Below are 23145 nucleotides of genomic sequence, written 5' to 3' on the forward strand. Positions count from 1 at the left end.
TAGGAGGTGTGTATGAAGCTGGCGTCGATTTTGGGTATCAGGGGAGCGAGGGATAAGCCGAGGGACAGTTACGGGAGTACGGCTTATTCTTTTTTGTTTGGGCGGAGCAGCAGCGGGAAGGTCGTGAATGAGCGGACGGCCATGCAGACCACGGCGGTCTATTCCTGTGTGCGGATTCTGTCGGAGGCGGTTGCTTCCCTGCCGGTGCATTTGTACCGGTATGCGGGGAGGGGGAAGGAGCGGGTGTATGACCATCCTTTGTATTATCTCCTGCATGACGAGCCGAACCCGGAGATGACTTCTTTTGTGTTCCGGGAGACGCTTATGAGCCATCTTTTGATCTGGGGGAATGCTTATGCGCAGATCATACGGGACGGCGGGGGCCGGGTGCTGGGGCTGTACCCGCTGCTGCCGGACAAGGTGGAGGTTGTTCGGGACGGTAAGGGGGAGCTTTATTATGTCTATAACCGGTGCAGTGACGAGAACCCGAATTTTGGGGAGTACGGCAGGGTGTATCTTGCGCCGGAGGATGTGCTGCATATCCCCGGGCTTGGGTTTGACGGGCTGGTGGGGTATTCTCCTATTGCCATGGCGAAGAATGCGGTGGGGATGACGCTGGCCTGTGAGGAATACGGGGCGGGGTTCTTTGAGAACGGGGCCACGCCGGGCGGTGTATTGGAGCATCCGGGGGTGTTGAAGGACCCGGCGAAGGTGCGGGAGAGCTGGCACGCTGTCTACGGGGGTTCTAAGAATGCGGGGAAGGTTGCCGTTCTGGAAGAGGGCATGAAGTACCAGCAGATCGGGATTCCGCCGGAGGAAGCGCAGTTTCTGGAGACCAGGAAGTTCCAGGTGGACGAGATTGCCAGGCTGTACCGGATTCCGCCGCATATGGTGGGGGATTTGGATAAGAGCAGTTTTTCCAATATTGAGCAGCAGTCTCTGGAGTTTGTGAAGTATACGCTGGACCCATGGGTGATCCGGTGGGAGCAGTCTTTACAGAAAGCGCTCCTGCTGCCGCAGGAGAAGCGGGAGTATTTCGTGAAGCTGAACGTGGACGGGCTTCTGCGGGGGGATTACCAGAGCCGTATGAACGGGTATTCTGTGGGGCGGCAGAATGGGTGGCTGTCTGCGAATGATATCAGGGAGATGGAGGACATGAACCCGATCCCGGCGGAGGAAGGCGGGGACTTGTACCTGGTGAACGGGAATCTGTGCAAGCTGGAAGATGCGGGGCTGTTTGCGGGGAAGAACCTGCAGGAGCAGGAGCCGCCGGACGGGAGGATGCCCCGGCAGGGCTATCCCGGACAGGGGCAGTGAGGCGTGGGAACATGAAAGCATAAAAGAATAATAGCTGGATAAAGGTGTTTTGAGAGCTGGCAGGTGAATGTATCTGCTGGCTTTTTTGTTCGCCGGTTTATGAGAATCGGCGGGAAGTGTTGGAAGAAGCGGAAAGTGAGGTGCAGGGATGAAGCGAAAGTTTTGGAACTGGATACGGAATGGGACGGACGGGGAGAGGACTTTGGTATTGAATGGGGAGATTTCGGATGAGACATGGTACGGGGACGAGGTGACGCCGGCGCTGTTCCGGAAGGAGCTGGATGCAGGGACGGGGGATATCACGGTCTGGATCAATTCTCCGGGCGGGGACGTGTTTGCGGCGGCGCAGATTTACAACATACTGATGGAGTACAAAGGGGATGTGACGGTGAAGGTGGACGCTCTGGCGGCTTCGGCAGCGTCTGTGATCGCCATGGCTGGGACGGAGGTTCTGATGTCCCCGGTGGGTATGATGATGATCCACAATCCTATGACTATCGCTATCGGGGACAGTAAGGAGATGCAGAGGGCAGGGGAGATGCTGGACGAGGTGAAGGAGAGCATCATGAACGCCTATGAGATCAAGACGGGCATGAGCCGGGCGAGGATTTCCCACCTGATGGATGCGGAGAGCTGGTTCAATGCGAAGAAGGCGGTGGAGCTTGGGTTTGCGGACGGGGTTCTGCATGAAGGGGAAGGTACGGAAGAGGCGGTGAGAGGTGCGGAGCCGGAGGGCGTGATGTTTTCGCGCATGGCGGTGACTAATTCCCTGCTGTCCAAGCTGGTGCCGAAGGAGCCGGAAAAGAGGGTTCCGGTGGAGCAGTTGGAGAAGCGGCTGGGACTTCTGCGGCATTGAGGTTTTAAAAATATATTGACGGAGGTATGGAGATGAAGAAGATTTTGGAGTTGAGGGAGAAGCGTGCGAAGGCATGGGAGGCGGCAAAGTCTTTCCTGGACAGCAAGCGGGGCGGGGACGGCCTGCTGTCGGCGGAGGATACGGCTGCCTATGAGAAGATGGAGCAGGAGGTTGTGGACTTGGGGAAGGAGATTGAGCGGCTGGAACGGCAGGCGGCGATTGATGCGGAGCTGAATAAGCCTGTCTCCGAGCCGATCACGAATAAGCCGAACAACAATCCGGACGGCGAAGAGAAGAAGGGCAGGGCGACGGATAAGTATAAAAAGACGTTCTGGAACGCCATGCGGAGGAAGAATTTTTATGACGTGGAGAATGCCCTGCAGGTGGGGACGGATTCCGAGGGCGGGTATCTGGTGCCGGACGAGTTTGAGCATACGCTGGTGGAGGCTCTGGAGGAAGAGAACTTTTTCCGGAGTATCGCCACGGTGATCCAGACTTCCAGCGGGGACCGGAAGATTCCGGTGGTTGCCACGAAGGGGACGGCTTCCTGGATTGACGAGGAAGGGGCTTATCCGGAGTCGGATGATTCTTTCGGGCAGGTTTCCATCGGGGCGTACAAGGTGGCGACGATGCTGAAAGTGTCGGATGAGCTTCTGAATGACAGCGTGTTTGACCTGGAGGCGTATATCTCTAAGGAGTTCGGGCGCAGGATCGGGGCGAAGGAGGAAGAGGCGTTCTTTACCGGGGACGGGAAGGGCAAGCCTACGGGTATTTTTAATGCTGCGGGCGGGGCTTCTGACGGAGTGACCACGGCAGCGGCGAATATCACGTTTGACGATGTGATGGATCTGTTCTATGCGGTGAAGTCGCCGTACCGGAAGAAGGCGGTCTGGGTGCTGAATGATACCACGGTGAAGGCTTTGCGGAAGCTGAAAGACAATAACGGCAATTATATCTGGCAGCCGTCCGTGCAGGTGGGGCAGCCGGACATGATCCTGAACCGTCCGTACCATACTTCCGCCTATGTGCCGGAGGTTGCGGCGGGGGCGAAGGTGATGGCCTTCGGGGATTTCTCTTATTACTGGATCGCGGACCGGCAGGGGAGGTCTTTTAAGAGGCTGAATGAGCTGTTTGCGGCAAACGGGCAGGTGGGGTTCCTGGCAAGCCAGAGGGTGGACGGGAAGCTGATTCTGTCGGAGGCTGTGAAGACTATGGCGATCAAGGGGAGCAGCTCCGGGGCGTAAGGTTCCGGCGTATGGTGAATGAGTGATGCCGTGGGTGTGAAATCCCCGGCATGAAATAAAGTATGAAAGGCGGGAGGGATGCAGGATGGCGGTTGTGACGCTGGAAGAGGCGAAGCAGTATCTCCGGGTGGACAGCGCGGACGAGGACGGATTTATCTCCGGGCTGCTGGAGACCGGGGAGAGCATGTGCGCGGATATGGCGCGTATGGAAGCGGGGGAGCTGGAAGGGCATCTTCCCATGGCGCGGATTGCCGTCTTGTATGTCACGGCCTATCTGTATGAGCACAGGGAGCAGGCGGATCATGAGGAACTGGTGCAGACTTTACGCTCCCTGCTGTTCGGTATCAGGAGGGAAGTGTTCTGATGGCGGAGGAATGGAGGGACAGCGGGGCAGGCGGGAGTTTCCGGCAGAGGTATCCTTTGGGGGAGTGGAAGGAGCGGATCACGATCCAGAAGAGCTCCCTGGGGAACGATAAGGCAGGGAACCATGTGCTGGTCTGGGAGGATCATTTTTCCTGCTCTGCTTTTGCGAACAGTCTTTCCGGGAAGGAATACTGGGAGGCGGCGCAGATGAACGCACAGAAGGATATGTATTTCATTATCCGGTACTGTTCGGAAGTGGCTGATATGGACACGGAGCATTACCGGATTCTGTTCAGGGGGCAGGTTTATAATATTTCTTTTATTGATAACGTGCGGTATCAGAATAGGACGTTGAAGCTGCGGGCTTCTCTGGCGAAGAGGTGACGGGATGGCTGACAATCGGAGGGTGTCTGTGGACCGGATGGCGGATGCCATTATGGACGGGCTTATGGAGTATGCGGAGCTTGCCGCGGACGTGATGAAGGGCTGTGTGAAGAAGGCCGGGAACACGGTGAAGAAGGAGACGCAGGCGGGCGCTCCGGTGAGAACCGGGAAGTATAAGAAGAGCTGGGCGGTGAAGCGGCAGAGGGAGACTTCCAATACGCTGGAGGTGGTGGTACACAGCAGGAACCGGTATCAGCTTACCCATCTTTTGGAGAAGGGCCATGCGAAGCGGGGCGGCGGCAGGGTGAGAGCTGTTCCGCATATTGCCCCGGCGGAGGAAAAGGGTATCCGGGAGCTGGAAGAGGGGATAAAAAGGGGGCTGTCTAAATGAGCCATGAGGGCGTGCTGGAAATGATGGAGGAAATGGGGCTTCCTTTTGCCTATGACCATTTCGTGGAAGGGGAGGCGCCGGAGCCGCCGTTTGCGGTGTTTCTGTATCCCAGGGCCGATAATTTTTCGGCGGACGGGATTGCGTATTTTAAGAAGAATGAGCTGGACATTGAGCTGTATACGGACTTGAAGGACCCGGAGCTGGAAGAGGCGGTGGAGGCGGTGCTGTTGAGGCACGGGATTTTCTACGGGAAGAGCGAGGTGTGGATCGAGTCGGAGAAGCTGTATGAGGTTCTGTATGAGACGGAGGTATAGACGATGAATAACAAGGTGAAGTTCAATATCTGCAACTGCCATTATGCGCTGCAGAGGGCGGCGGAAGACGGGGAGATGGCGTTTGATACGCCGGTGGCGATGCCGGGCGCGGTTTCGCTGGCGCTGGACCCCAACGGGGAGCCGGAGTCTTTTTATGCGGACGGCATTGAGTATTATATCATTGCCAACAATATGGGTTATGACGGGGACCTGGAGCTGGCGCTGATCCCGGAGAGTTTCCGGACGGACGTGCTGAAGGAGGAAGCGGACGGGAATGAGGTGCTGGTGGAGAATGCCAATTCGGAGACCGGGGCTTTTGCCCTGCTGTTTGAGTTTGACGGGGATGTCCGGAAGATCCGGCATGTGCTTTATAACTGTTCTGCCAGCAGGCCGAAGATCGAGGGGAAGACCAATGAGGAAAGCCGGGAGGTGCAGACGGAGACGCTGACGGTGAAGGCGAGGCCGCTGGCAAGCGGGTATGTGAAGGCGAAGACGGGGAACAGGACTTCGGCTGAGACGTATGAGGGGTGGTATAAGAGCGTGTATCTGCCGGTCCCGAAGGCGGAGACGGGCGGCAGTGGAGATGATACGGAAGGTCAGGGGTAAGGAGGCTGAAAGGGTATGAGCATTGTGAAGAAGGTGGGGATTGACGGGAAAGAGGTGCTGTTTAAGGCATCGGCGGCAATCCCGAGGATTTACCGGTTGAAGTTCCAGAGGGACATTTATAAGGACCTGCGGATTCTGGAGAAGAGCATTGGGGAGGGGGATGAGGAACATTCCAATCTGGATTTATTTTCTCTGGAGATGTTTGAGAATATTGCCTATACCATGGCAAAGCATGCAGACCCGGCGATCCCGGACGATGTGGAGGAATGGCTGGACGGGTTCAATACGTTTTCTATTTACCAGGTGCTGCCGGAGCTGATCAGGCTGTGGGGGCTGAATGTGCAGACGGATGCGGAGGCTAAAAAAAACTTCGCCCTACAGAGCGGGAGATGACTACGCCGCTGTTCCTGCTTAGGTGCGTGCAGCTGGGGTTGTCTATGGCGGATACGGAGCTTTTGTCTATTGGGCTGGTGAACGATATGTATACGGAGCAGGTGAATGACGGGTATCGGTACTGTGAGCTGGGGACGCAGGAGGATATGGACCGGTTCTGAAATCTGATTGAAGAAATCTCTGCTTCCTGCTATAATTAGGCATGAAATAGAGATTTCTTTTTTGCGATACTATTAACAAGGAAGGATGGCTGGTTTCATGGATGATCAAAGTACAGAAGTTGTGAAAGAAGCTAAAGACTGGATGTTGATTATTTGGATGTTCTTACAGAAAACAACTAAAATATGGAGAGATTTCGAGAAAGAGATTAAATATAATAATCGTTTTTTTCCCAAAGGTGAATTATTGGGTGAATTACAGAGGATACAAAAATATGCAGTACATGAGATAAAAAAAGGAGAGACGTTTTATAGAGCAAGATTATTTTCTTATCCTTATGAGTATTATCAAAAAGAACTGAAACAAATTACAGATGCAATAACAAAGTATTATCCAAATGTAAAAGATAAGGATGCCCAGTTTGATTTAAGGGATATGTCAGACGTAACATTTCTTTTTGGCGCAATGTCTTGTTTGGACATAGACAATCAGCCGTTATGTGATGAGCTTGAGAGAATTTTTCGGAAGAAAAAGAGGTTTTGGGGTTATGGAGCGGAACAGTCAGATGCACCGCCAAAAGAAAAGACATCAGGAGGACGGGCAAATCCTAGAAATATCAGCTATCTATATATTGCCGAGGATGTGAAGACAGCAATTTTAGAGGTGAGGCCGAATGTGACACAGGAAGTTAGCGTGGCAACTGTTAAGATAACAAAGGATCTAAGATTGTTTGACTTTTGTTATACTGACCCAAGTGAAAGTGAAATGGGCAAAAGTTTTGACTTGGGTATAATTTCGTCTGCGTTTTCAATGCCCAATTTCGGGGATGAAAGTAATTATTATGCGACTCAATATGTATGCGAATATATTAAGGAAATGGGGTTTGATGGAATAAGGTTTTATAGTTCGCTAAATCCGGAAGGGAAAAATATAGTGCTGTTTGATACAGAGGCAGATCCTTTAACTAAAAGTAAAAATTATAAGATAACCAATTCTAAAGGTAAGCGATGCAAAAGAAACCGTATTGTAAAAAATGATCTGCTATGGTAATACTTCCATAACAGATCATTTCATCTTTTTCTGAATTCTACAGTATTCCGGGAGTTCCCTGGACCATGGCAGATATGGATCCAAAATACTTGGATCATTTTGATACTGGTAATCAATTTCCGGCATCTTTTCCAACAGATAAGACAGATATCGGAATACATCCAATTGATTCAATTTCGATGATTCTACCAGTGAATAGACAATCCCACTGGCTCTCGCCCCTTCCGGTGTGTCCGCAAACAGCCAGGATTTACGGCCGGTTGCAAAGGGACGTATACAGGCTTCGCACTCATTATTCGAAATCGGAAGCCTTCCATCCTCCATGAAGGTATTCAGATATTTTTTCTGGTTCCGGCTGTATTGCAGCGCCTTTTTCAAAGATTCGTTGGCAGTATATTTTTCGCTCGTTTCTTCTACCCATGACCAAAAAGCCTCAAGTACCGGCTGGCTCAGTTCTTTGCGTTTCTCCAGCCGCTCCTGCGGTTCTAGGCCCTGAATCTTTTTTTCGATTTTAAAAAGCTGGTCGCACCATTCTCGCGCCTCCGCTCCTTTGCTCCCCTTTAGCTCCTTTCCCGCAGAGTCCAGCGGGATGCTCTCTATATAGTAGCGACGCAGATGCGACCAGCACAGAGCCCGGCTGACTCCTTCTACTTTTTCGTAGCTGTCGCAGGCATCTGTTACCAGATATCCAGCAAATCCGGTATACAGCCGTTTTGCTTCTGCTCCGGAACGGGTCCTTGCATAGTGGAAGAGCACTGCGCGGATCTCTTCAAAGCTTCCGGTCCGCACCACCCACATGAAGGATTCGCTGCTGGCCTTCTTTCCCGGTTCCTTGTTGCATTGGATCCGGGTTTCGTCACCCATCAATACGGAGCAGGTCTCCATGATGGCCTGGTGCATCCTCAGGAAGATCGGCTCCAGCCATTCCTGACTGCATCGGATCACCCAATGCGACATGGTGGAACGGTAGATACTAAGCCCAATGCGGTACCAGTCCCTCTCCTGCCTTGCCAGGGGGATTCCCATATCATATTTCTGGTATAGGATCCCTGCAACCAGGGATGGACTTGCGATCGAATGTGGGAGCAAACCTTTGGGGACTCTGGCCGCTACGAATGTGGGGGACAGCTTCTCACTGTCTTGGCTGCCGCATTTTGTACATTTTTTTATCTCCTGCACATACTGTTTTACTTTCAGCTTCGCTGGTTCATATACCACTTCGGTCCGTACTACTTTTTCTCCTACTTTTGTCAGTTGTGCACCGCATACAGGGCAGGTTTCTTCTTCACTTACTACGCAGCGTTCGATCTCTGTTTCAAGAGAAGAGAGCATTTCTGAGCGCACACCTGCCTGACGTACTTTCCGTGTATGCTCCGGTACTGTGATCTCTTTCTGTTGTTTTGCCAGTTCCTGCAGGAGCTGCTCCTGCTCCGGAAACAGGTTCAGCTGTCCTGTAACCTGGGTGGCCTCACTGGATGGGCCATACATCTTTTTACGCGCATGCAAAACTGCCTGGGTCAGGTTCTCGATCTGGATACGTTGTCTTTCGATCTGTGCATCCCGTTCTCCCAGCATCTTTTTCAGAGATTCCACCTGTTCCCGCAGTCTGGTTACTTCTTCCTGTTGTGCTGCTGTCTGCATGGCTCTTCCTCCCTCCCCGCATTTCCTTCATTTTAACATCTTTTTATGAAAAAATCAGCATTCCAGGCTTTTTTTTTGACCTGAAAAATGCTGATTTTTTAAGGATAATCCGTGGGTTATCCGTCATTTTTTCTGCTCAGAAGCAGGTATCCTCCGGCTGTATCTTTACCGGCTTATGCGCATATTTCTGTTCAATAGACAGCCCCTCCAGGAGCCAGCGTACCTGCTGCGCAGTGATGTCTTTGATATCGTCAGGTGTCCTGGGCCATTGGAAACGCATGTCCGGCAGGAGCTTCTTTGTTGCCAGGGGGAATCCGTTTCCACCTTCAAAACGGAGTGCTTTCAGACAATCTCGTTTTTTATTGCAGAACAAAAATACACAGACCGGGGAATAGGGATCCAAATGGTATTTCAAAGTAACGAGGGCTGCGAGCCCCTCAATCTGTTTTCGAAAATCCGTCGCACCACAGGCGAGGAAGATATGTTCCGCCCCCTGGGTGATCATGCTCAGCATAGGGACTGCAGGAGCCGCAGTACTCCTGAAACCTGTCCCATATCTGCGTTTTTGTGGATGCCCACATGAAATTCGTGGTATCGGACCTCTAGGGAAAGGGATTCCGGTATCGTTGGCAATTCCTGGTGGAAGAGCGGGAGCTCTATGAAAGGCTGTTCTGCAACAGGAAAGGATTCTGGTTCGGTGTCCATCCTCCGGATCTTTTTCTCCCAGTATTTATAGGTATCATATTTGAAGTTGTTCTTCTCACACCACTTACGAACGGAGAGACCACTTTGGAGCCGCTGGCTAAAGATCATCCTCCATTCCTCATGGCTGTAATGTACATTCACTGACTGATTCCTCCTTCTGCTCTTTTAGAAGCAGTATAGCAGGGAAAGAGAGATTATGCACTACGGTAGGTTTTGAATCGCTTACATTCTAAAGTCTATTCGGTTACAAAATTAGGAATAGATTTTCAACAGGTAATGCCTTTCGAGCAGAAATAATAAGAGGAATAGATACATAGGCGTTTGTCAGAAATGGCAGGCGCTTTTTTGTTGCATTTTTATGGGAGCCAGTGAGGGCTCCTTTTTTCGTTGGAGAAAGGCGGGTGAGGGTTCGTGGCATCCAGGATTCAGGGGATCACGGTGGAAATCGGTGGGGATACTACGAAGCTCTCCACGGCGCTTTCAAAGGTGAATAAGGAGATCCGGGACACGCAGGCACAGCTAAAAGACGTGAACAAGCTGTTGAAGCTGGACCCCGGCAATGCGGAGCTGATGGCGCAGAAGCAGAGGCTTTTGTTCCAGGCGGTCAGTGAGACGAAGGAGAAACTGGACGCTTTGAAGCTGGCGGGGCAGCAGGCCAATGAGGCGCTGGCGAAGGGGGAGATTTCCAGGAGCCAGTATGATGCCCTGCAGAGGGAAATCATTGAGACGGAGCAGGCCCTGCGGGACCTGGAGCGGCAGGCGGAGCAGTCATCGGTGGCTCTGCAGAAGATCGGGGCTGCGGGGGAGAAGCTGCAGGGCGTGGGCTCTGCCATTGAGGGGGCCGGGCAGAAGCTGATGCCGGTCACGGCGGCTGTGGGCGGGCTTTCTGCGGCTGCGGTGAAGGTGGCATCTGATTTTGATTCTGCCATGAGCCAGGTGGCGGCGGTGTCCGGGGCCGCGGGGAAGGAGCTGGATGCCCTGCGGGACAAGGCCAGGGAGATGGGGAGCAAGACCAAGTTCTCCGCTTCCGAGGCGGCGGAGGCTATGAATTACATGGCCATGGCCGGGTGGAAGACCGGGGACATGCTGGACGGCATTGAGGGGATCATGAACCTTGCGGCGGCTTCCGGGGAGGATTTGGCTGTTACTTCGGATATTGTGACGGACGCTTTGACGGCTCTGGGGCTGTCGGCGGCGGATTCCGGGCATTTTGCGGATATTCTTGCGGCGGCAAGCTCTAATGCGAACACGAACGTATCTATGATGGGGGAGACGTTCAAGTATTGTGCGCCGGTTTCGGGGGCTTTGGGGTTCACGGCGGAGGATACGGCGGAAGCCATCGGGCTGATGGCGAATGCGGGAATCAAGTCTTCCCAGGCCGGTACGGCCATGAGGACCATGCTGACCAGCCTGACGGGGGAAGTGACTTTCGTTGGGGATGCGTTCGGGGAGCTGACGGTGCAGACTACCAATGCGGACGGGAGTATGCGGGGCCTGGGGGATATCCTGACGGACTGCCGGGCGGCGTTCGCGCAGATGTCGGAGTCGGAGCGGGCGGCCAATGCGGAGGCATTGGTGGGGAAGAACGCCATGAGCGGGTTCCTTGCGGTGATGAATGCGGCTCCGGGGGATATTGAGAAGCTGAACAGCGCCATTAACAACTGTGACGGCACGGCGGAGCGGATGGCCGAGACCATGCAGGACAATCTGGCGGGGCAGCTTACGATTTTGAAGAGCCAGTTGGAGGAACTGGCGATCTCTATCGGGGAGATTCTGATGCCGTCCATCCGGCAGATCGTGGGATGGATTCAGGGGCTTGTGGACTGGTTGAACGGGCTGGACGAGGGGACGAAGAAGGTCATTGTGACGGTGGCTCTGGTAGCTGCGGCCCTGGGGCCGGTGCTGATTGTGATTGGTAAAGTGGTAGGTGCTGTGGGGACTATCCTGACGGTGATTCCGAAGATTGCGGGGGCGGTTTCCGGCGTGGCCGGGTTTGTGTCGGGGACGGTGATTCCGGCGCTGTCGGCGGTTGTGGCGGCTATCGGGTGGGTTCCCATTGCCATTGCCGCGGTGATCGGGGTTGTTGTGCTGCTTTATAATAAGTGTGAGTGGTTCCGGGACGCGGTGAATGCGGTCTGGGCGCAGGTGAGGGACTTTTTTGTCTCTGCCTGGGAGGTCATCTGTTCGTTTTTTACGGAGACGATACCGGCGGCGTGGGAATCCCTGGTTTCGTTTTTTCAGGGGATTCCGGCCTGGTGGTCCGGGCTGTGGCAGTCGGTGGGTGACTTTTTTAACAATGTCTGGACGGGCATGATGGAGAATCCGGTGCTGTCCGGGATTGTGGATATGATACGGTCTCTTTGGGAGAATCTTTCCACTGCTTTGCAGGGCATCTGGCAGGGGATTCAGACGGCGGCTTCGGGTGCCTGGGAATTGATTAAGAATGTGATTCTGGGGCCGGTTCTGTTGCTGATTGACTTGGTGACGGGGAATTTTACGAAGCTGAAAGAGGACGCGCTGCATATCTGGACGAACATTCAGCAGGCGGCTTCCACGATCTGGTCTGGCATTCAGCAGATGGTTGGTTCTCTGGTGCAGGGGCTGGTGAACCATGTTTCTATCCTGCTGTCGGGGCTGCGGGATTTCATGGGGAACCTGTGGTCTGCGGTGTCCTCTGCGGCGGCTTCGGCCTGGAACGGACTGAAAAATCTGGTGGTGTCCACGGCGTCGGATTTGAAGCAGTCGGCGGTGGAGGCTTTCCGGGCGATGGTGTCGGGGATTGGTTCGGCCCTGTCTTCTCTGGGGAGCGTGGTGCAGGACGGGTTCCAGTCTGCCATCAGTTTTATCACGTCGCTGCCGGGGAGGGCTTTGCAGTGGGGGATGGATTTTATCAACGGGATTGCGGAGGGTGTCCGCAGGGCCATCGGGAACGTGGTGGGCGCAGTTTCTGATGTGGCGGATGCCATCCGGTCTTATCTGCATTTCTCTGTGCCGGACGTGGGGCCTCTGACGGATTATGAGAGCTGGATGCCGGATTTTATGGGCGGTCTGGCGAGAGGGATCGAGAAGAGCCGGGGGCTGGTGAGGAAGGCTGTGGAGGGCGTGGCCGGGGATATGGTGGTCAGCCCGAAGCTGGCGGATATGCAGGCGGTCCAGGCGCAGGGGGCTTCCGTGGAAACTGTGCGGCAGATGGTTTCCGGCCTGCAGGAGATGTTTGCGGGGATACAGGGCGGAGACGGGATGGGGACGATCTGTATTCCGGTGTATGTGGGCGGCACGCTGCTGGACGAAGTGGTGGTGGACGCACAGGCGAGGCAGAATCTGAGGTCAGGAGGGAGATAGGGATGGCGTTTGTACAGTATCTGGTGTTTGACGGGGTGCCGCTTCCTCTGCCGGATTCTTATGAGGTGCAGATGGATGACGTGGAGGCGGATTCCGGCGGGGAGACGGAGGCCGGGACTACCCAGAGGGACGTGGTAAGGCTGGGGGTGGTGTCTATCCCGGTGAGTTTTTCGGTTTCTCCTAAGTGGCTGAAAATGCTGACGGGGTTTAAGCAGAAGGAGAAGATAGCGGTGGAGTATTTTGATGCGGAGACGTTGGAGATGAAAAAGACGGAGATGTTTATTGAGGGATATAAGGCGGTGCTGGTGAAGGATACGTCCTATAAGGGGCTGTGGAAGGTGTCGTTTACATTAAAGGAGTTTTAATACAGAAGGTAATTGCGGGAGAGGCAGTATAATGTATGGCATCTGATCAGGGATTTTGAGAGCTGAAATATCATAGGTCTGTCTTTCTGTCTAATGGAAAATTCTGACTGGATAATTTGCCGGATTGATTTTAAAATAGTTGACATATCAATTATATACGTGATATAGTTGACGTGTCAATTAAATAAGAGGAGGTCAGGATCATGGCAAAGGAAAATCCTATGAAACAGATGAAAAAGAAAATGTACATGGACAAATATGTTTATTCCGGGAAGCATTGGTCAGAATTAAAGTTTTATGATCACATGATGACGGATGCCCTGATCAAGCATATCCTTGGTTTATCCAGATATGGAATGTCTGATGCCGGGGAGGTATTTGAGGTAATGGGGCAGATGAAGAGTGCGGATGAAAGGGACTGGGCACTCGCATGGGGCGGCATGGCGGAAAGGTTAAAAAGAAATGCTGCCAGGTCAGAGAGTCGTGGTAAGAAAGTGTCAGCGTCAAGTGCGTATCTGAGGGCCGCTTCTTATTACAGGTTTGCTCTTGCTTCATTTTCTGATGTAAACGATCCGGTCATGGAAGAATATACAAGGGAGAGCATTTCCTGTTACCGGAAATACCTTGGGCTGTCGGGATATCCTGGGGAAGCGATTGAGATTCCTTATGAGAATACTGTTTTATCAGGATATTTTTACCGTTCGCCTGCGGCGGGGGAAAAAGCCCCGCTTATAATCCTTACTCCTGGCCGTGATACGCTTGGAGAGGATACGGTGTGGGTGTATGACGAAGCCCTGAAAAGAGGGATACACTGTATCGTAGTGGAAGGACCGGGACAGGGTGCAGCGCTGCGGCTTAAAAAGATACCATTCAGAAAAGACTGGGAAAAAGTGGTGTCCCCGATCGTGGATTATGCCGCAATGATTCCGGGCGTTGACATGGACAGGATTGCTCTTATGGGAATCAGTTTTGGAGGTTATCTTGTACCCAGGGCGGCTGCTTTTGAAAAAAGGATCAAGTTGTGCATAGCGAATCCCGGAAATATAAGCTGGGGAAAATCCATTGGCGGCGCGTTAGAAATGGCACAGAAGATGCCCAAGGCTCTCCGTCCGTCCATGGTGGATGGGCTTGTCAGGGATTATGCGTGGAAACATGGTGTTGAAAACAGTATAGATGCAGTGATCAGGGAGCTTAAAAAATATGACAATAGTGATATCCTTGATAAGCTGACGTGCAGGACTTTGGTCATGGACGCTTCGGCTGACATCAATCCGGGAGAGGCGAAAAAGTTTTATGATGCCATAAACTGTCCGAAAGAATATATGCTTTTTGATGATGAGACCATGGGGCAGACACACACGCAGATGGGATGTTATGCGTCAGCATCGGAGAGGCTGTTTGACTGGATAGAAGATAATCTGTAACAGGAGAGATCGTATGTATTCGATTGGAAAGAACATAGGGATATTGAACCGTCAGTTTAACATTTTCTTAAACCGTGAGCTTGTAGGTACGGGGCTCAATGCCACGGAATTTATGTATATCGGGTATCTGTATCAAAATAATGGTATTATGCAGGATGAGCTTGCAAGGGAATTTCTTGTGGACAGGGCCGCCATCACCCGCACACTGAAAAATATGGAGGAAAAAGGGTTTGTGGACAGGGTAAGGTCCAAAGAAGACGGGCGTGAACGCCGAATCTATCTTACGGAGAAAGCCCGCAGCTATGAAAAACTTGCCGAGTCCATCCAGGAGAAATACATCCGTGCGGCGGGGGATCTGCTGGATGGGCAGAGACAGCGGGAGATCGAGGATACCGTTTCGTTTATGGTCAGACTAATCAGGAGGATCAATCAGAATCTGGAGGAGGGATAAAAATGGATTTCAAAGAGGCTATGCGTCAGCGGCATATGGTACGCAGGTACACGGACCGGCCGCTTTCGGCAGAGATTGTGAAGGAGCTGGATGGGTACATTGGCAGAATGAACCGCTCCTATGGTCTGTCCGTGGAACTGAAAACAGAAGACAGCAGTGCGTTCCATGCAGTCATAAAGCTGGTATTGGCGAAAGGGGTTCGGAATTTTTTTATCATGGCCGGGAAGGATGCCCCAGATCTGGACGAACGGCTTGGATACTGTGGGGCTGGGCTGATGCTGTACGCGCAGATACTGGGATTGAATACATGGTGGGTAGGAGGCACGTTTAGCAGAAAGCGGATGGCAGAGATCTCTCATGGCAACAGAGTAGTTGGTGTGGTTGCTGTGGGATATGGGCAGACGCAGGGAGTTCCCCATAAGACCAAAAAGCCGGAGCAGGTAGGAAGTTACAGCGGGGAAGAACCCGAATGGTTCAGGCGGGGGATCGATGCCGCGCTTCTGGCGCCGACAGCACTGGCAAAACAGGCGTTTATGATAAAAGGTTCGGGAAAGAAAGTGTCCATCCAATGTGAAAATGGCATTTTTTCCGGTGTCGATACCGGTCTGGTGAAATACCACTTTGAGCTTGGCGCAGGGAAAGAAAATTTTGAATGGGTGTAGATTGTAAACGTAAGGGTACTTTTATCGAGGGAAATTTCTGTTATGCATTGAAAGAATCCCTGGAAAGAATCCCGGGAGCAGATAATGGATGATTTTTTGTGGGATATGCCGTATAATGAGGGAAAGGTTTATATTTACGGAGGTGCATTATGAAATATAAAGTTAAGGTGACGGTGATTGATAAAAAGCTGTATCCTGAATTGCAGGAAAAGTATTGTGCTGACCCCAATTCCGGCGCATGTCCCTGCTACAATGTGGGTGATGAATTTATCTTCGAGAGGGATGAGGAAAATGACCATTTCTGGCATGGCGGACTGAATACGCTTGTGAAGACGGATGCTGACCCTGATACTGTGGCAGGCGGGCCGAAGATGCCGCATTGTTCAGAGGCGTGGGACGCTATTGCGCGGTACATTTATGCAGGGCTGCAGGGCGGTTCGATCATGAAAGGCTGGATGAAAAAGGAGAATGAAATGATAGCCTGCTGTTCGGACGGAACAAGGCCGGTCATCTTTAAAATTGAGAGAATGGATATGGAGGGATAAGCAGTGAATGAGATCATTCAGGCAATGGAGGAACGCAGGAGCATCCGCAGGTTCAAGCCGGAGATGCCGGTTAGGAAGGATTTGGAGCAGATTATTGAAGCAGGGCTTTATGCTGCCAATGGAATGGGGAAACAGGCGGTCATAACGGTTGCAGTTACTGATAAGGAAGTCAGGGATAGACTTTCTGCTGTTAACTGTAGGATTGGAGGCTGGAAAGAAGGATTTGATCCGTTTTATGGCGCACCGGCGGTTTTGATTGTGCTTGCGGATAAGAACTGGGCGAACCACGTTTATGACGGGAGTCTTGTTATGGGGAATATGATGCTGGCGGCGCATTCCCTTGGACTGGGAAGTATTTGGATTCACAGGGCAAAAGAGGAATTTGAAACCGGGGAATGGCAGCAGTTCCTTTCCGATATTGGTGTAGAGGGCGAGTGGGAAGGTATAGGCCATTGTGCGGTTGGCTATATAGACGGGGAGATTCCCAAAGCCGCAGAGCGTAAGGATGGCAGAGTTTTTTGGGTTGAATGACCTGCTGGATTTGGGTTTTGGCGGGAATAGATTCTGCTGGCAATATAAAAAGCAAAGATGTTTCGGGAATAGCAGTATCAATGGGCATCAGTCAGGAATGGCTGGTGCTTTTTGCGTGGAAAGGGGTGTTTTCATGTATCCGGTGAGCGAGGCGTTCCTGCGGGCGGTGCGGGAGAATACCCGGAGGTATTACTGGACGGGGAAGATCACCACAAAGGGCGGGGCGGTGTATCCGTTCGGGTATGAGGATATTGTGAAGGGGAGCGGGTATGTTTCCGCCCAGTGCTGCGGGAGCGCGGAGATCGAGTTGGGGACGGTGTATGCGGCGGAGATGGGCGTTACGCTGTTTTCGCAGATTGACCGGTATACGCTGGACGGGGCGAAGGTGGAGCTTTTCTACCATCTGCGGGTGGCGGACGGCAGTTTTGAGGAAGTGCCGATGGGGATTTTTGAGGTGAGCGAGGCGAACCGAAGGTTGCACTGCCTGGAACTGAAAGCCTATGACTACATGCTTCGGTTTGAGAAGAGTTTTAACGGGTTTGAATCTGTGGGGAATGCCTGGGCTTTTCTGGAGCTGTGCTGTAAGGCCTGCGGCGTGGAGATGGAGAATACGAGGGCGGAGATTGAGGGTATGCCCAACGGGAGGGAGCTGCTTTCCATTTATCCGGAGAATGATATTGGGACGTATCGGGACGTGCTGTTTTTTGTGGGGCAGGTGCTGGGCGGGTTTTTCTGTATCAACCGGAGGGGAAGGCTGGAGCTTCGGAAGTACGGGGCGGAGCCGGTGATGGAGGTGCAGGGGAGGCACAGGTTTTCCAGCAGTTTTTCGGATTTTATTACCAGGTATACGGCGGTGAGTTCCACGAACCTGCGGACACAAACAGCGGAGTATTATGCGCTGGATACGGACGACGGGCTGACCATGAACCTGGGTGTGAACCCGCTCCTGCAGTTTGGTCTGGAAGAGACCAGGAGGCAGTTGTGTGAGAATATCCTGAATGATTTGTCTGTGGTGAATTATGTGCCTTTTGATTCCAGCACTATAGGGAACCCGGCTCTGGACCTGGGGGACGTGCTGACTTTTTCGGGAGGGCAGGCGGACGGGGAGCAGGTGACCTGTATCACGTCTTTTCAGTGCAGGATCGGAGGGAGGCAGAGCCTGAAATGTGTGGGGAAGAACCCGCGGCTGGCCCAGGCGAAGTCTAAGAATGATAAGAATATTTCCGGGCTTTTGAACCAGATTGAGGCCGGGAAGGTGGGGATTCATACGTTTACCAATGCTTCTGCTTATACGGTGGCGGAGGATAATGTGCGGATCATCAGTATCGAGTTTGCGGCGAAGGAAGAGACCCATGTGCAGTTTTTCGGGCAGGCGGTTGTAGACGTGAGGGCGGTGCAGGCGGAGAGGACGGCCAGCGCGTCCGGGAGTATCGTGGTTCCGTTTCCGGCGGCGGAAGCCGGAGCGGGCAGCGGGGAGGCTGTCGGGACCGGTGACGGCGGAAGTGGTGCAGACGGCGGCATGGCTGGGGAGAGGGCTGGAACTGGCGGAAACGGGGACAGTACCAGAGAAGATGAGGGGCGTGCAGGGGACGGTTCCGGAATCGGGGGAAGCACGGAAGATGTTACTGTAGAGGTGGAGCTTCCGGTCACTTGGACGGAGGACGGGAAGGCCGTGGCTTATGTTACTTATGAGTTTAATGATTCGGAGATTCTGGCGCACTGTCCGGCGGAGACCTGGGGGAGCGGTAAGCACATTTTGTCTCTGTACTATCCCATTGACAATCTTGTGCCGAACATTACCAACACGTTCAATGTGTATCTGCGGATGGAGAACGGTACGGGGGAGATTGGGACCGGCGGGTGCATTGCTTCCATCAGCGGGCAGGGCATGGCCGCAGCGGCCGCATGGGACGGCACGGTTACGATGGAGGAATATGTCTCCCGCTTTGCTTTTGGCGGCGGCCTGGGCATGAAGGGGGTTGCCGGGGAGATGGGGATTGAGACCATGGAGCTGGTGCGGAAGAGTTATACGGACAGTATCGGGAAGGCGCTGATCGGGGCATTTGGGAAACCCATTGATTTGGCATAGGAAGGAGCGGATGCGTATGAAGCTGAAAGGGACAATGGTTCTGGAACTGACGGATGGGGCCACGGGGGACGTGGAGACGGTCACGGAGGAAAACATGGTGACGGAGGCGGTGAACAATATCCTGGGGATGAATCCCATGGGGGTGTTCTATTCCGAGGAACGGCTGGCGGATGTGATGTCGTGGAATGATACCATGCTGCCGGTCTGCCCCAACATGATAGGGGGGATTCTGCTGTTCCCGAAGACGCTGGAAGAGGACGCGGGGCATATCTATGAGATGTCGGACAACCTGCCGGTGGCTTATGCTTCCAACAACGTGAATACTACGGCGAATGCGGCCAGGGGGAGCCTGAACCAGACGGAGAGCAAGGTTTTGGAGAATGGGTATAAGTTTGTGTGGGAGTTTACGCCGAGCCAGGGGAACGGAACCATTGCGGCGGTGGCGCTGACCAGCGCCCAGGGCGGGCAGAACGGGTACGGGAGCCTGGTGGGGGATGCCAGCGCCTTTCTGCAGATCAAGAAGCTGGATATCGGGGACTTGGGGAAGGCGAAGCAGATTGTGTTGTTTGAGGCGGCGGAGATGGATTTTGAGAGGGACCTGCTGTATTCCATTACGTTTGAGGATTCCAGTGTGCGGGTGCGGAAGGTGAGGGTTCCGGTTTTCAGTATCGGGCTGAATGAGAGGCTGGACGATTCCACTTATACGGTGCTGGAGGATCATGTGGTTCCGGTGGAGACGTTTCTGTTCCTGGGGAGCTATACGAAGTACGGGGAGTTCCTGGACGGGCAGGACGGGTACTGGTACGGGTTTTCCAATGAGGGCAATTCTTCGGGGAATGCCAGGGTGCTGTGGGTGAGGGTTTCCAAAACGGACTATTCCATGACGGAGGGGGAGTGGACGCTTTCCAATGCGAAGATGATGGCTGTGGGGGAGCGGGACATGACCGGGAGCTATCCGGAGCGGAAGTGCCGGTGCTGTATGAGGAAAGGGTATCTGTATGTGCCGGCCTATGACAAGAAGGGGATTTATAAGATCAATGTGGCGAATACGGCGGACGTATCGCTGATTGAGTTTGGGTTTACGTCTAAGATGAAGCCTTTGTGCGAGTCGGGAACCTGCGAGCTGTTCCTGACGCTGGTTGGGGATTTGATCGTGGGCGGGGATTTTCAGGTGACAGTGGAGGACATGGTGATCCATACCCAGGGGAGCGCGAGGCTGGGGAGTGCGGCCACGCCTCTGTTCCAGTATAAGCAGTTTCTGGTGGGGTGGGGAGGCAGTTACGGGAATGAGTACCGGCATATGTATCTGCTGACGCCGTATCTGGCTACGATCAACAATCTTTCTTCGGCGGTGGTGAAAGACGCTAATAAGACTATGAAGATCACTTATACGCTGACGGAGGTTGAGGATGCCGGGGCGTGAGCGGCGGGGGTAAAGTGGTATGAGGTGCTGAAAATGATTTGAGATATGGGAGAATGATATGAGGTACTGGGAAATGGTTTGGGATGTGTGAAAATGGCATGGAATGTCAGGGAATGATGTTCTGATAATGGGATTGGGAACAGGGCGGCGGCTTTTGGGAACGGGCCGCTTTTTCCATATAGAAAAGCAGAGAAAGAGAGGGATTTTAGATGAAGGAGTTTGTGAGTGTGATAGAGTGCGGGTTTGCGGCTATGGGCGGATACCTGGGCTGGGCCATGGGAGGGTTTGATGGTTTCCTGTATGCCCTGGTGGTGTTTGTGGCGGTGGATTATGTGACGGGGCTGATGGCCGCGGCGGTGGAGAAGAAGCTGTCCAGCGGCGTGGGCTTTCGAGGGATTTTTAAGAAGATCGTGGTATTCTGCCTGGTGGCTCTGGGGCATATCCTGGATACGCATATCATCCGGAACGGGAGCGCGGTGCGGACGGCGGTGATTTTCTTTTATCTGTCCAATGAGGGGATTTCGATTCTGGAGAATGCGGCCAGGATCGGGCTTCCGGTGCCGGAGAAGCTGAAAGGGGTTCTGGCGCAGCTGCGGGAGGAAAAGGGGAAGGAATAGGAGACGGTATGGAGGATAAATGCGGTTAAGTGCAGTAGAGTGTGGCAGGGGATATGGTTTGGGATTTTTATGAGAGGGCATCAGTGTGAAAAGCTGGTGCCTTTTTTCGTGCGGAGAATTTTGAGAATGTTTCCGAGTGTGGAACGGGAGAAGGAGAGTGGTTTTGTATGAAGCTGATTCAAAGATATTTAACGAAGTCCGGGTGTTACCGGGCGGGGAGGAAGATTGCGGTGAAGGGGCTGATGATCCATTCGGTGGGGTGTCCACAGCCGAAGGCTTCTGCTTTTATCAGTAACTGGGATAAGGCGGACGCGGGGACCTGTGTCCATGCCATTGTGGAGCCGGGAGGGGACGTGTACCAGCTCCTGCCCTGGGACTGCCGGGGATGGCACTGCGGAGGTGACGCAAACGGGACGCATATAGGCGTGGAGATGACAGAGCCTGCCACGATCCGGTATACGGGCGGTTCGGACTGGGTGGAGACCGGGGACGGGAGGAACACGGAGAACCATGTGTTTGCGACTTATGGGTATGCGGTGGAGCTGTTTGCTTATCTGTGCCGGATGTATAGGCTGGACCCTCTGGCGGATGGGGTGGTAATCTCCCATTCCGAAGGGTGTAAGAGGGGGATTGCCAGCAACCACGGGGACGTGGAGCATATCTGGAAGCGGTTTGGGCTGTCCATGGGGCAGTTTCGGAAAGACATTCGGGCGGCTATGGACGGTTCTGAAACCGGGAGCGTAAGCGGCGGGAACGGCGGTTCCGGCGCGGGTGTTTCCGGGTTTACGGGGATTATGGGGAAGGCTGCGGCGACGGCGGAGCAGATGCGGGAGTATGTGAAGCGGAAGAATCCCTCTGTGGCGCAGGCTGTTCTGGATATGGTGCCGCTGTATCTGTCCGAGGGGGAGGCGGAAGGCGTGAGGGGTGACGTGGCTTTTGCCCAGTCCTGCCTGGAGACGGGGAATTTTACGTTTTCCGGTTCGGCGGTGACGCTGGAGCAGAATAATTTTGCGGGTATGGGTGTGATGCGGAACGGGGTGAAAGGGCTGTCCTTTGATACGGCACAGCTTGGGATACGGTGCCAGGTGCAGCACCTGAAAGCCTATGCCTGTACGGAGGCTCTGGTGAACGAAAATATAGACCCACGCTTTAAGTATGTTGTAAGGGGCTGTGCGCCTTATGTGGAGTGGCTGGGTATCCGGGAGAATCCCCAGGGGAAAGGCTGGGCTGCGGGGGCCGGGTATGGGGAGAAGATTCTGTCTATCTTGAAGGAGATTGCCGGGGAGGCCGGGAGCGCCGGGGACGGTGCGGACAGCCCGGACAATCCGGTACAGCCCATGTCCGGGTATGTGAAGGTGTTCTATAAGGGCAGGGACGGCGTAAATGTGCGGACTGCCCCCTGCATGGGGGACAATGTGGACCGGGTGGTGTATGAGGGGATTTACACGGTGACGGGCATCAGCCTGGATAAGCGGTGGTACAGGCTGAAATCGGGGCTTTTTATCACGGCGGATGCGGAGTATGTGATGTTCATGGAGAAGCTGCCGGGGAAGTCTTCTTATCTGGTGCGGGTGGATATCCCGGATCTGAATATCCGTAAGGGGCCGGGGACGGATTTTGCCCGGACGGGGCTGTTTACGGGTGCGGGCACGTTTACCATCGTGGAGGAAGCGGACGGGAAAGGAGCCGGGAAGTGGGGGCTTTTGAAGTCATATAAGCGGGAGCGGAACGGGTGGATTTCGCTGGATTTTGTTACGAGGCTGTAAGGGCGTTTTTGCGGACGGGGCAGGGATGCCTTCTTTTTTGTCCTGATGTATGGGGCTGCCGGAGGCGGGTTTTTGTTGAGGGCCTTTGTGCGGCGCGTCAGCCGGGGATTCCCCGGCGGTACATACCATGCCGTTGGTATGAATTTTGGAAAGGAAAGGTAAGGGATTATGACGGCAAAGGAATTGGACGCGCTGAAAGGTGTGGATGTGAGGACCGTGGAGAAAGAGGCGCTTGTGGATATCCGGGAGGTAGAGGTTGACAGGAGCCTGTCTTTGGAGGAAAGGAAGAGGGCCTATCTGGAAGCGGTGGGGAATCCTTATGCGGTACGGGTAGGGGATATGAAGGTCAGGGTACGGTTTGCGGAGGACGGGGCCTCTTTTGAAGAGGCTTTTGAAAATATGCTGCGGAATGTTTAAAATAACAGTGGATTTTTTTAGGCGGAGGCGCTATGATTGTCTTAGGGACAAGTTAGTGCATCCGCCTTTTTGATTTTGCAGGTGATTCTG

The 23145-nt window shown here is 53.5% G+C and carries 26 protein-coding genes; 23 read left to right on the plus strand and 3 right to left on the minus strand.

The window, feature by feature from the left end:
* The first annotated feature begins 12 nt into the window (after positions 1-12).
* From EBB54_RS06755 to EBB54_RS06800, 11 genes are all read left to right on the plus strand, one after another.
* A complete protein-coding gene (locus EBB54_RS06755) occupies positions 13-1317 on the plus strand; it encodes a phage portal protein (RefSeq protein WP_125126857.1) in 1305 nt (434 codons plus the stop codon).
* Between the two features lie 148 nt (positions 1318-1465).
* Entirely contained in the window at positions 1466-2173 is a 708-nt protein-coding gene (locus EBB54_RS06760) for a head maturation protease, ClpP-related (RefSeq protein ID WP_125126858.1), read from the plus strand.
* A 32-nt stretch (positions 2174-2205) separates the two neighbouring features.
* Complete coding sequence (locus EBB54_RS06765; protein ID WP_125126859.1) at positions 2206-3417, plus strand: phage major capsid protein; 1212 nt, start codon at positions 2206-2208, stop codon at positions 3415-3417.
* 85 nt (positions 3418-3502) lie between these two features.
* The gene (locus tag EBB54_RS06770) at positions 3503-3781 is read left to right on the plus strand and encodes a head-tail connector protein (protein WP_125126860.1); all 279 of its coding nucleotides are present in this window, start codon (positions 3503-3505) and stop codon (positions 3779-3781) included.
* The gene (locus tag EBB54_RS06775; protein ID WP_125126861.1) at positions 3781-4164 is read left to right on the plus strand and encodes a phage head closure protein; all 384 of its coding nucleotides are present in this window, start codon (positions 3781-3783) and stop codon (positions 4162-4164) included. Before EBB54_RS06770 ends, EBB54_RS06775 begins: the two co-directional genes overlap by 1 nt.
* Positions 4165-4168: 4 nt before the next feature.
* Entirely contained in the window at positions 4169-4555 is a 387-nt protein-coding gene (locus EBB54_RS06780; RefSeq protein WP_125126862.1) for an HK97 gp10 family phage protein, read from the plus strand.
* On the plus strand, positions 4552-4869 hold the full coding sequence (locus EBB54_RS06785) for a hypothetical protein (RefSeq protein ID WP_125126863.1): 318 nt from the start codon (positions 4552-4554) through the stop codon (positions 4867-4869). The genes EBB54_RS06780 and EBB54_RS06785 overlap by 4 nt, the downstream gene beginning before the upstream one ends.
* Positions 4870-4872: 3 nt before the next feature.
* Complete coding sequence (locus tag EBB54_RS06790) at positions 4873-5475, plus strand: major tail protein (RefSeq protein WP_125126864.1); 603 nt, start codon at positions 4873-4875, stop codon at positions 5473-5475.
* 15 nt (positions 5476-5490) lie between these two features.
* Positions 5491-5868: a hypothetical protein gene (locus EBB54_RS06795; RefSeq protein ID WP_125126865.1), complete on the plus strand. Its 378-nt coding sequence runs from the start codon at positions 5491-5493 to the stop codon at positions 5866-5868.
* Positions 5865-6029 carry a hypothetical protein gene (locus EBB54_RS30520; protein WP_170178087.1) on the plus strand — a complete coding sequence of 55 codons (165 nt, stop codon included), beginning with the start codon at positions 5865-5867 and terminating at the stop codon, positions 6027-6029. Before EBB54_RS06795 ends, EBB54_RS30520 begins: the two co-directional genes overlap by 4 nt.
* A gap of 97 nt (positions 6030-6126) precedes the next feature.
* Positions 6127-7077, plus strand: coding sequence for an RES family NAD+ phosphorylase (locus tag EBB54_RS06800; protein WP_162307105.1), 951 nt, complete (start codon positions 6127-6129; stop codon positions 7075-7077).
* 15 nt (positions 7078-7092) lie between these two features.
* Here the strand turns inward: EBB54_RS06800 and tnpC are convergent, their stop codons facing one another.
* From tnpC to tnpA, 3 genes are all read right to left on the minus strand, one after another.
* Positions 7093-8718: an IS66 family transposase gene (gene tnpC, locus EBB54_RS06805; protein ID WP_243127573.1), complete on the minus strand. Its 1626-nt coding sequence runs from the start codon at positions 8716-8718 to the stop codon at positions 7093-7095.
* A gap of 136 nt (positions 8719-8854) precedes the next feature.
* The gene (gene tnpB / locus EBB54_RS06810) at positions 8855-9232 is read right to left on the minus strand and encodes an IS66 family insertion sequence element accessory protein TnpB (protein WP_125126867.1); all 378 of its coding nucleotides are present in this window, start codon (positions 9230-9232) and stop codon (positions 8855-8857) included.
* Positions 9226-9564 (minus strand): IS66 family insertion sequence element accessory protein TnpA, encoded by a 339-nt coding sequence (tnpA, locus tag EBB54_RS06815; RefSeq protein WP_125126868.1) that lies wholly within the window; start codon positions 9562-9564, stop codon positions 9226-9228. The genes tnpB and tnpA overlap by 7 nt, the downstream gene beginning before the upstream one ends.
* A 270-nt stretch (positions 9565-9834) precedes the next feature.
* Here tnpA and EBB54_RS06820 point away from each other — a divergent pair, with 270 nt between their 5' ends.
* From EBB54_RS06820 to EBB54_RS06875, 12 genes are all read left to right on the plus strand, one after another.
* Positions 9835-12765, plus strand: coding sequence for a phage tail tape measure protein (locus EBB54_RS06820; RefSeq protein WP_125126869.1), 2931 nt, complete (start codon positions 9835-9837; stop codon positions 12763-12765).
* A 2-nt stretch (positions 12766-12767) separates the two neighbouring features.
* The gene (locus EBB54_RS06825; RefSeq protein ID WP_125126870.1) at positions 12768-13130 is read left to right on the plus strand and encodes a hypothetical protein; all 363 of its coding nucleotides are present in this window, start codon (positions 12768-12770) and stop codon (positions 13128-13130) included.
* 203 nt (positions 13131-13333) lie between these two features.
* Entirely contained in the window at positions 13334-14554 is a 1221-nt protein-coding gene (locus EBB54_RS06830; RefSeq protein WP_205128747.1) for an alpha/beta hydrolase family protein, read from the plus strand.
* Positions 14555-14567: 13 nt separating this feature from the next.
* Complete coding sequence (locus EBB54_RS06835) at positions 14568-15005, plus strand: MarR family winged helix-turn-helix transcriptional regulator (RefSeq protein ID WP_125126871.1); 438 nt, start codon at positions 14568-14570, stop codon at positions 15003-15005.
* 2 nt (positions 15006-15007) lie between these two features.
* The gene (locus EBB54_RS06840; protein ID WP_125126872.1) at positions 15008-15667 is read left to right on the plus strand and encodes a nitroreductase family protein; all 660 of its coding nucleotides are present in this window, start codon (positions 15008-15010) and stop codon (positions 15665-15667) included.
* Between the two features lie 149 nt (positions 15668-15816).
* Positions 15817-16212: a TIGR04076 family protein gene (locus EBB54_RS06845; protein WP_125126873.1), complete on the plus strand. Its 396-nt coding sequence runs from the start codon at positions 15817-15819 to the stop codon at positions 16210-16212.
* 3 nt (positions 16213-16215) lie between these two features.
* Entirely contained in the window at positions 16216-16743 is a 528-nt protein-coding gene (locus EBB54_RS06850) for a nitroreductase (RefSeq protein WP_154677778.1), read from the plus strand.
* A gap of 133 nt (positions 16744-16876) precedes the next feature.
* Positions 16877-18832: a hypothetical protein gene (locus tag EBB54_RS06855; RefSeq protein ID WP_125126874.1), complete on the plus strand. Its 1956-nt coding sequence runs from the start codon at positions 16877-16879 to the stop codon at positions 18830-18832.
* A 16-nt stretch (positions 18833-18848) separates the two neighbouring features.
* Positions 18849-20255, plus strand: coding sequence for a hypothetical protein (locus EBB54_RS06860; RefSeq protein WP_125126875.1), 1407 nt, complete (start codon positions 18849-18851; stop codon positions 20253-20255).
* Between the two features lie 209 nt (positions 20256-20464).
* Positions 20465-20872, plus strand: coding sequence for a phage holin family protein (locus EBB54_RS06865; RefSeq protein WP_125126876.1), 408 nt, complete (start codon positions 20465-20467; stop codon positions 20870-20872).
* A 167-nt stretch (positions 20873-21039) separates the two neighbouring features.
* Positions 21040-22638: an N-acetylmuramoyl-L-alanine amidase gene (locus EBB54_RS06870; RefSeq protein WP_125126877.1), complete on the plus strand. Its 1599-nt coding sequence runs from the start codon at positions 21040-21042 to the stop codon at positions 22636-22638.
* Positions 22639-22806: 168 nt separating this feature from the next.
* Positions 22807-23055 (plus strand): DUF6870 family protein, encoded by a 249-nt coding sequence (locus EBB54_RS06875; RefSeq protein WP_125126878.1) that lies wholly within the window; start codon positions 22807-22809, stop codon positions 23053-23055.
* Positions 23056-23145 lie beyond the last annotated feature (90 nt).

The sequence above is a fragment of the Schaedlerella arabinosiphila genome, assembly GCF_003885045.1.
Classification (GTDB): Bacteria; Bacillota; Clostridia; order Lachnospirales; family Lachnospiraceae; genus Schaedlerella; species Schaedlerella arabinosiphila.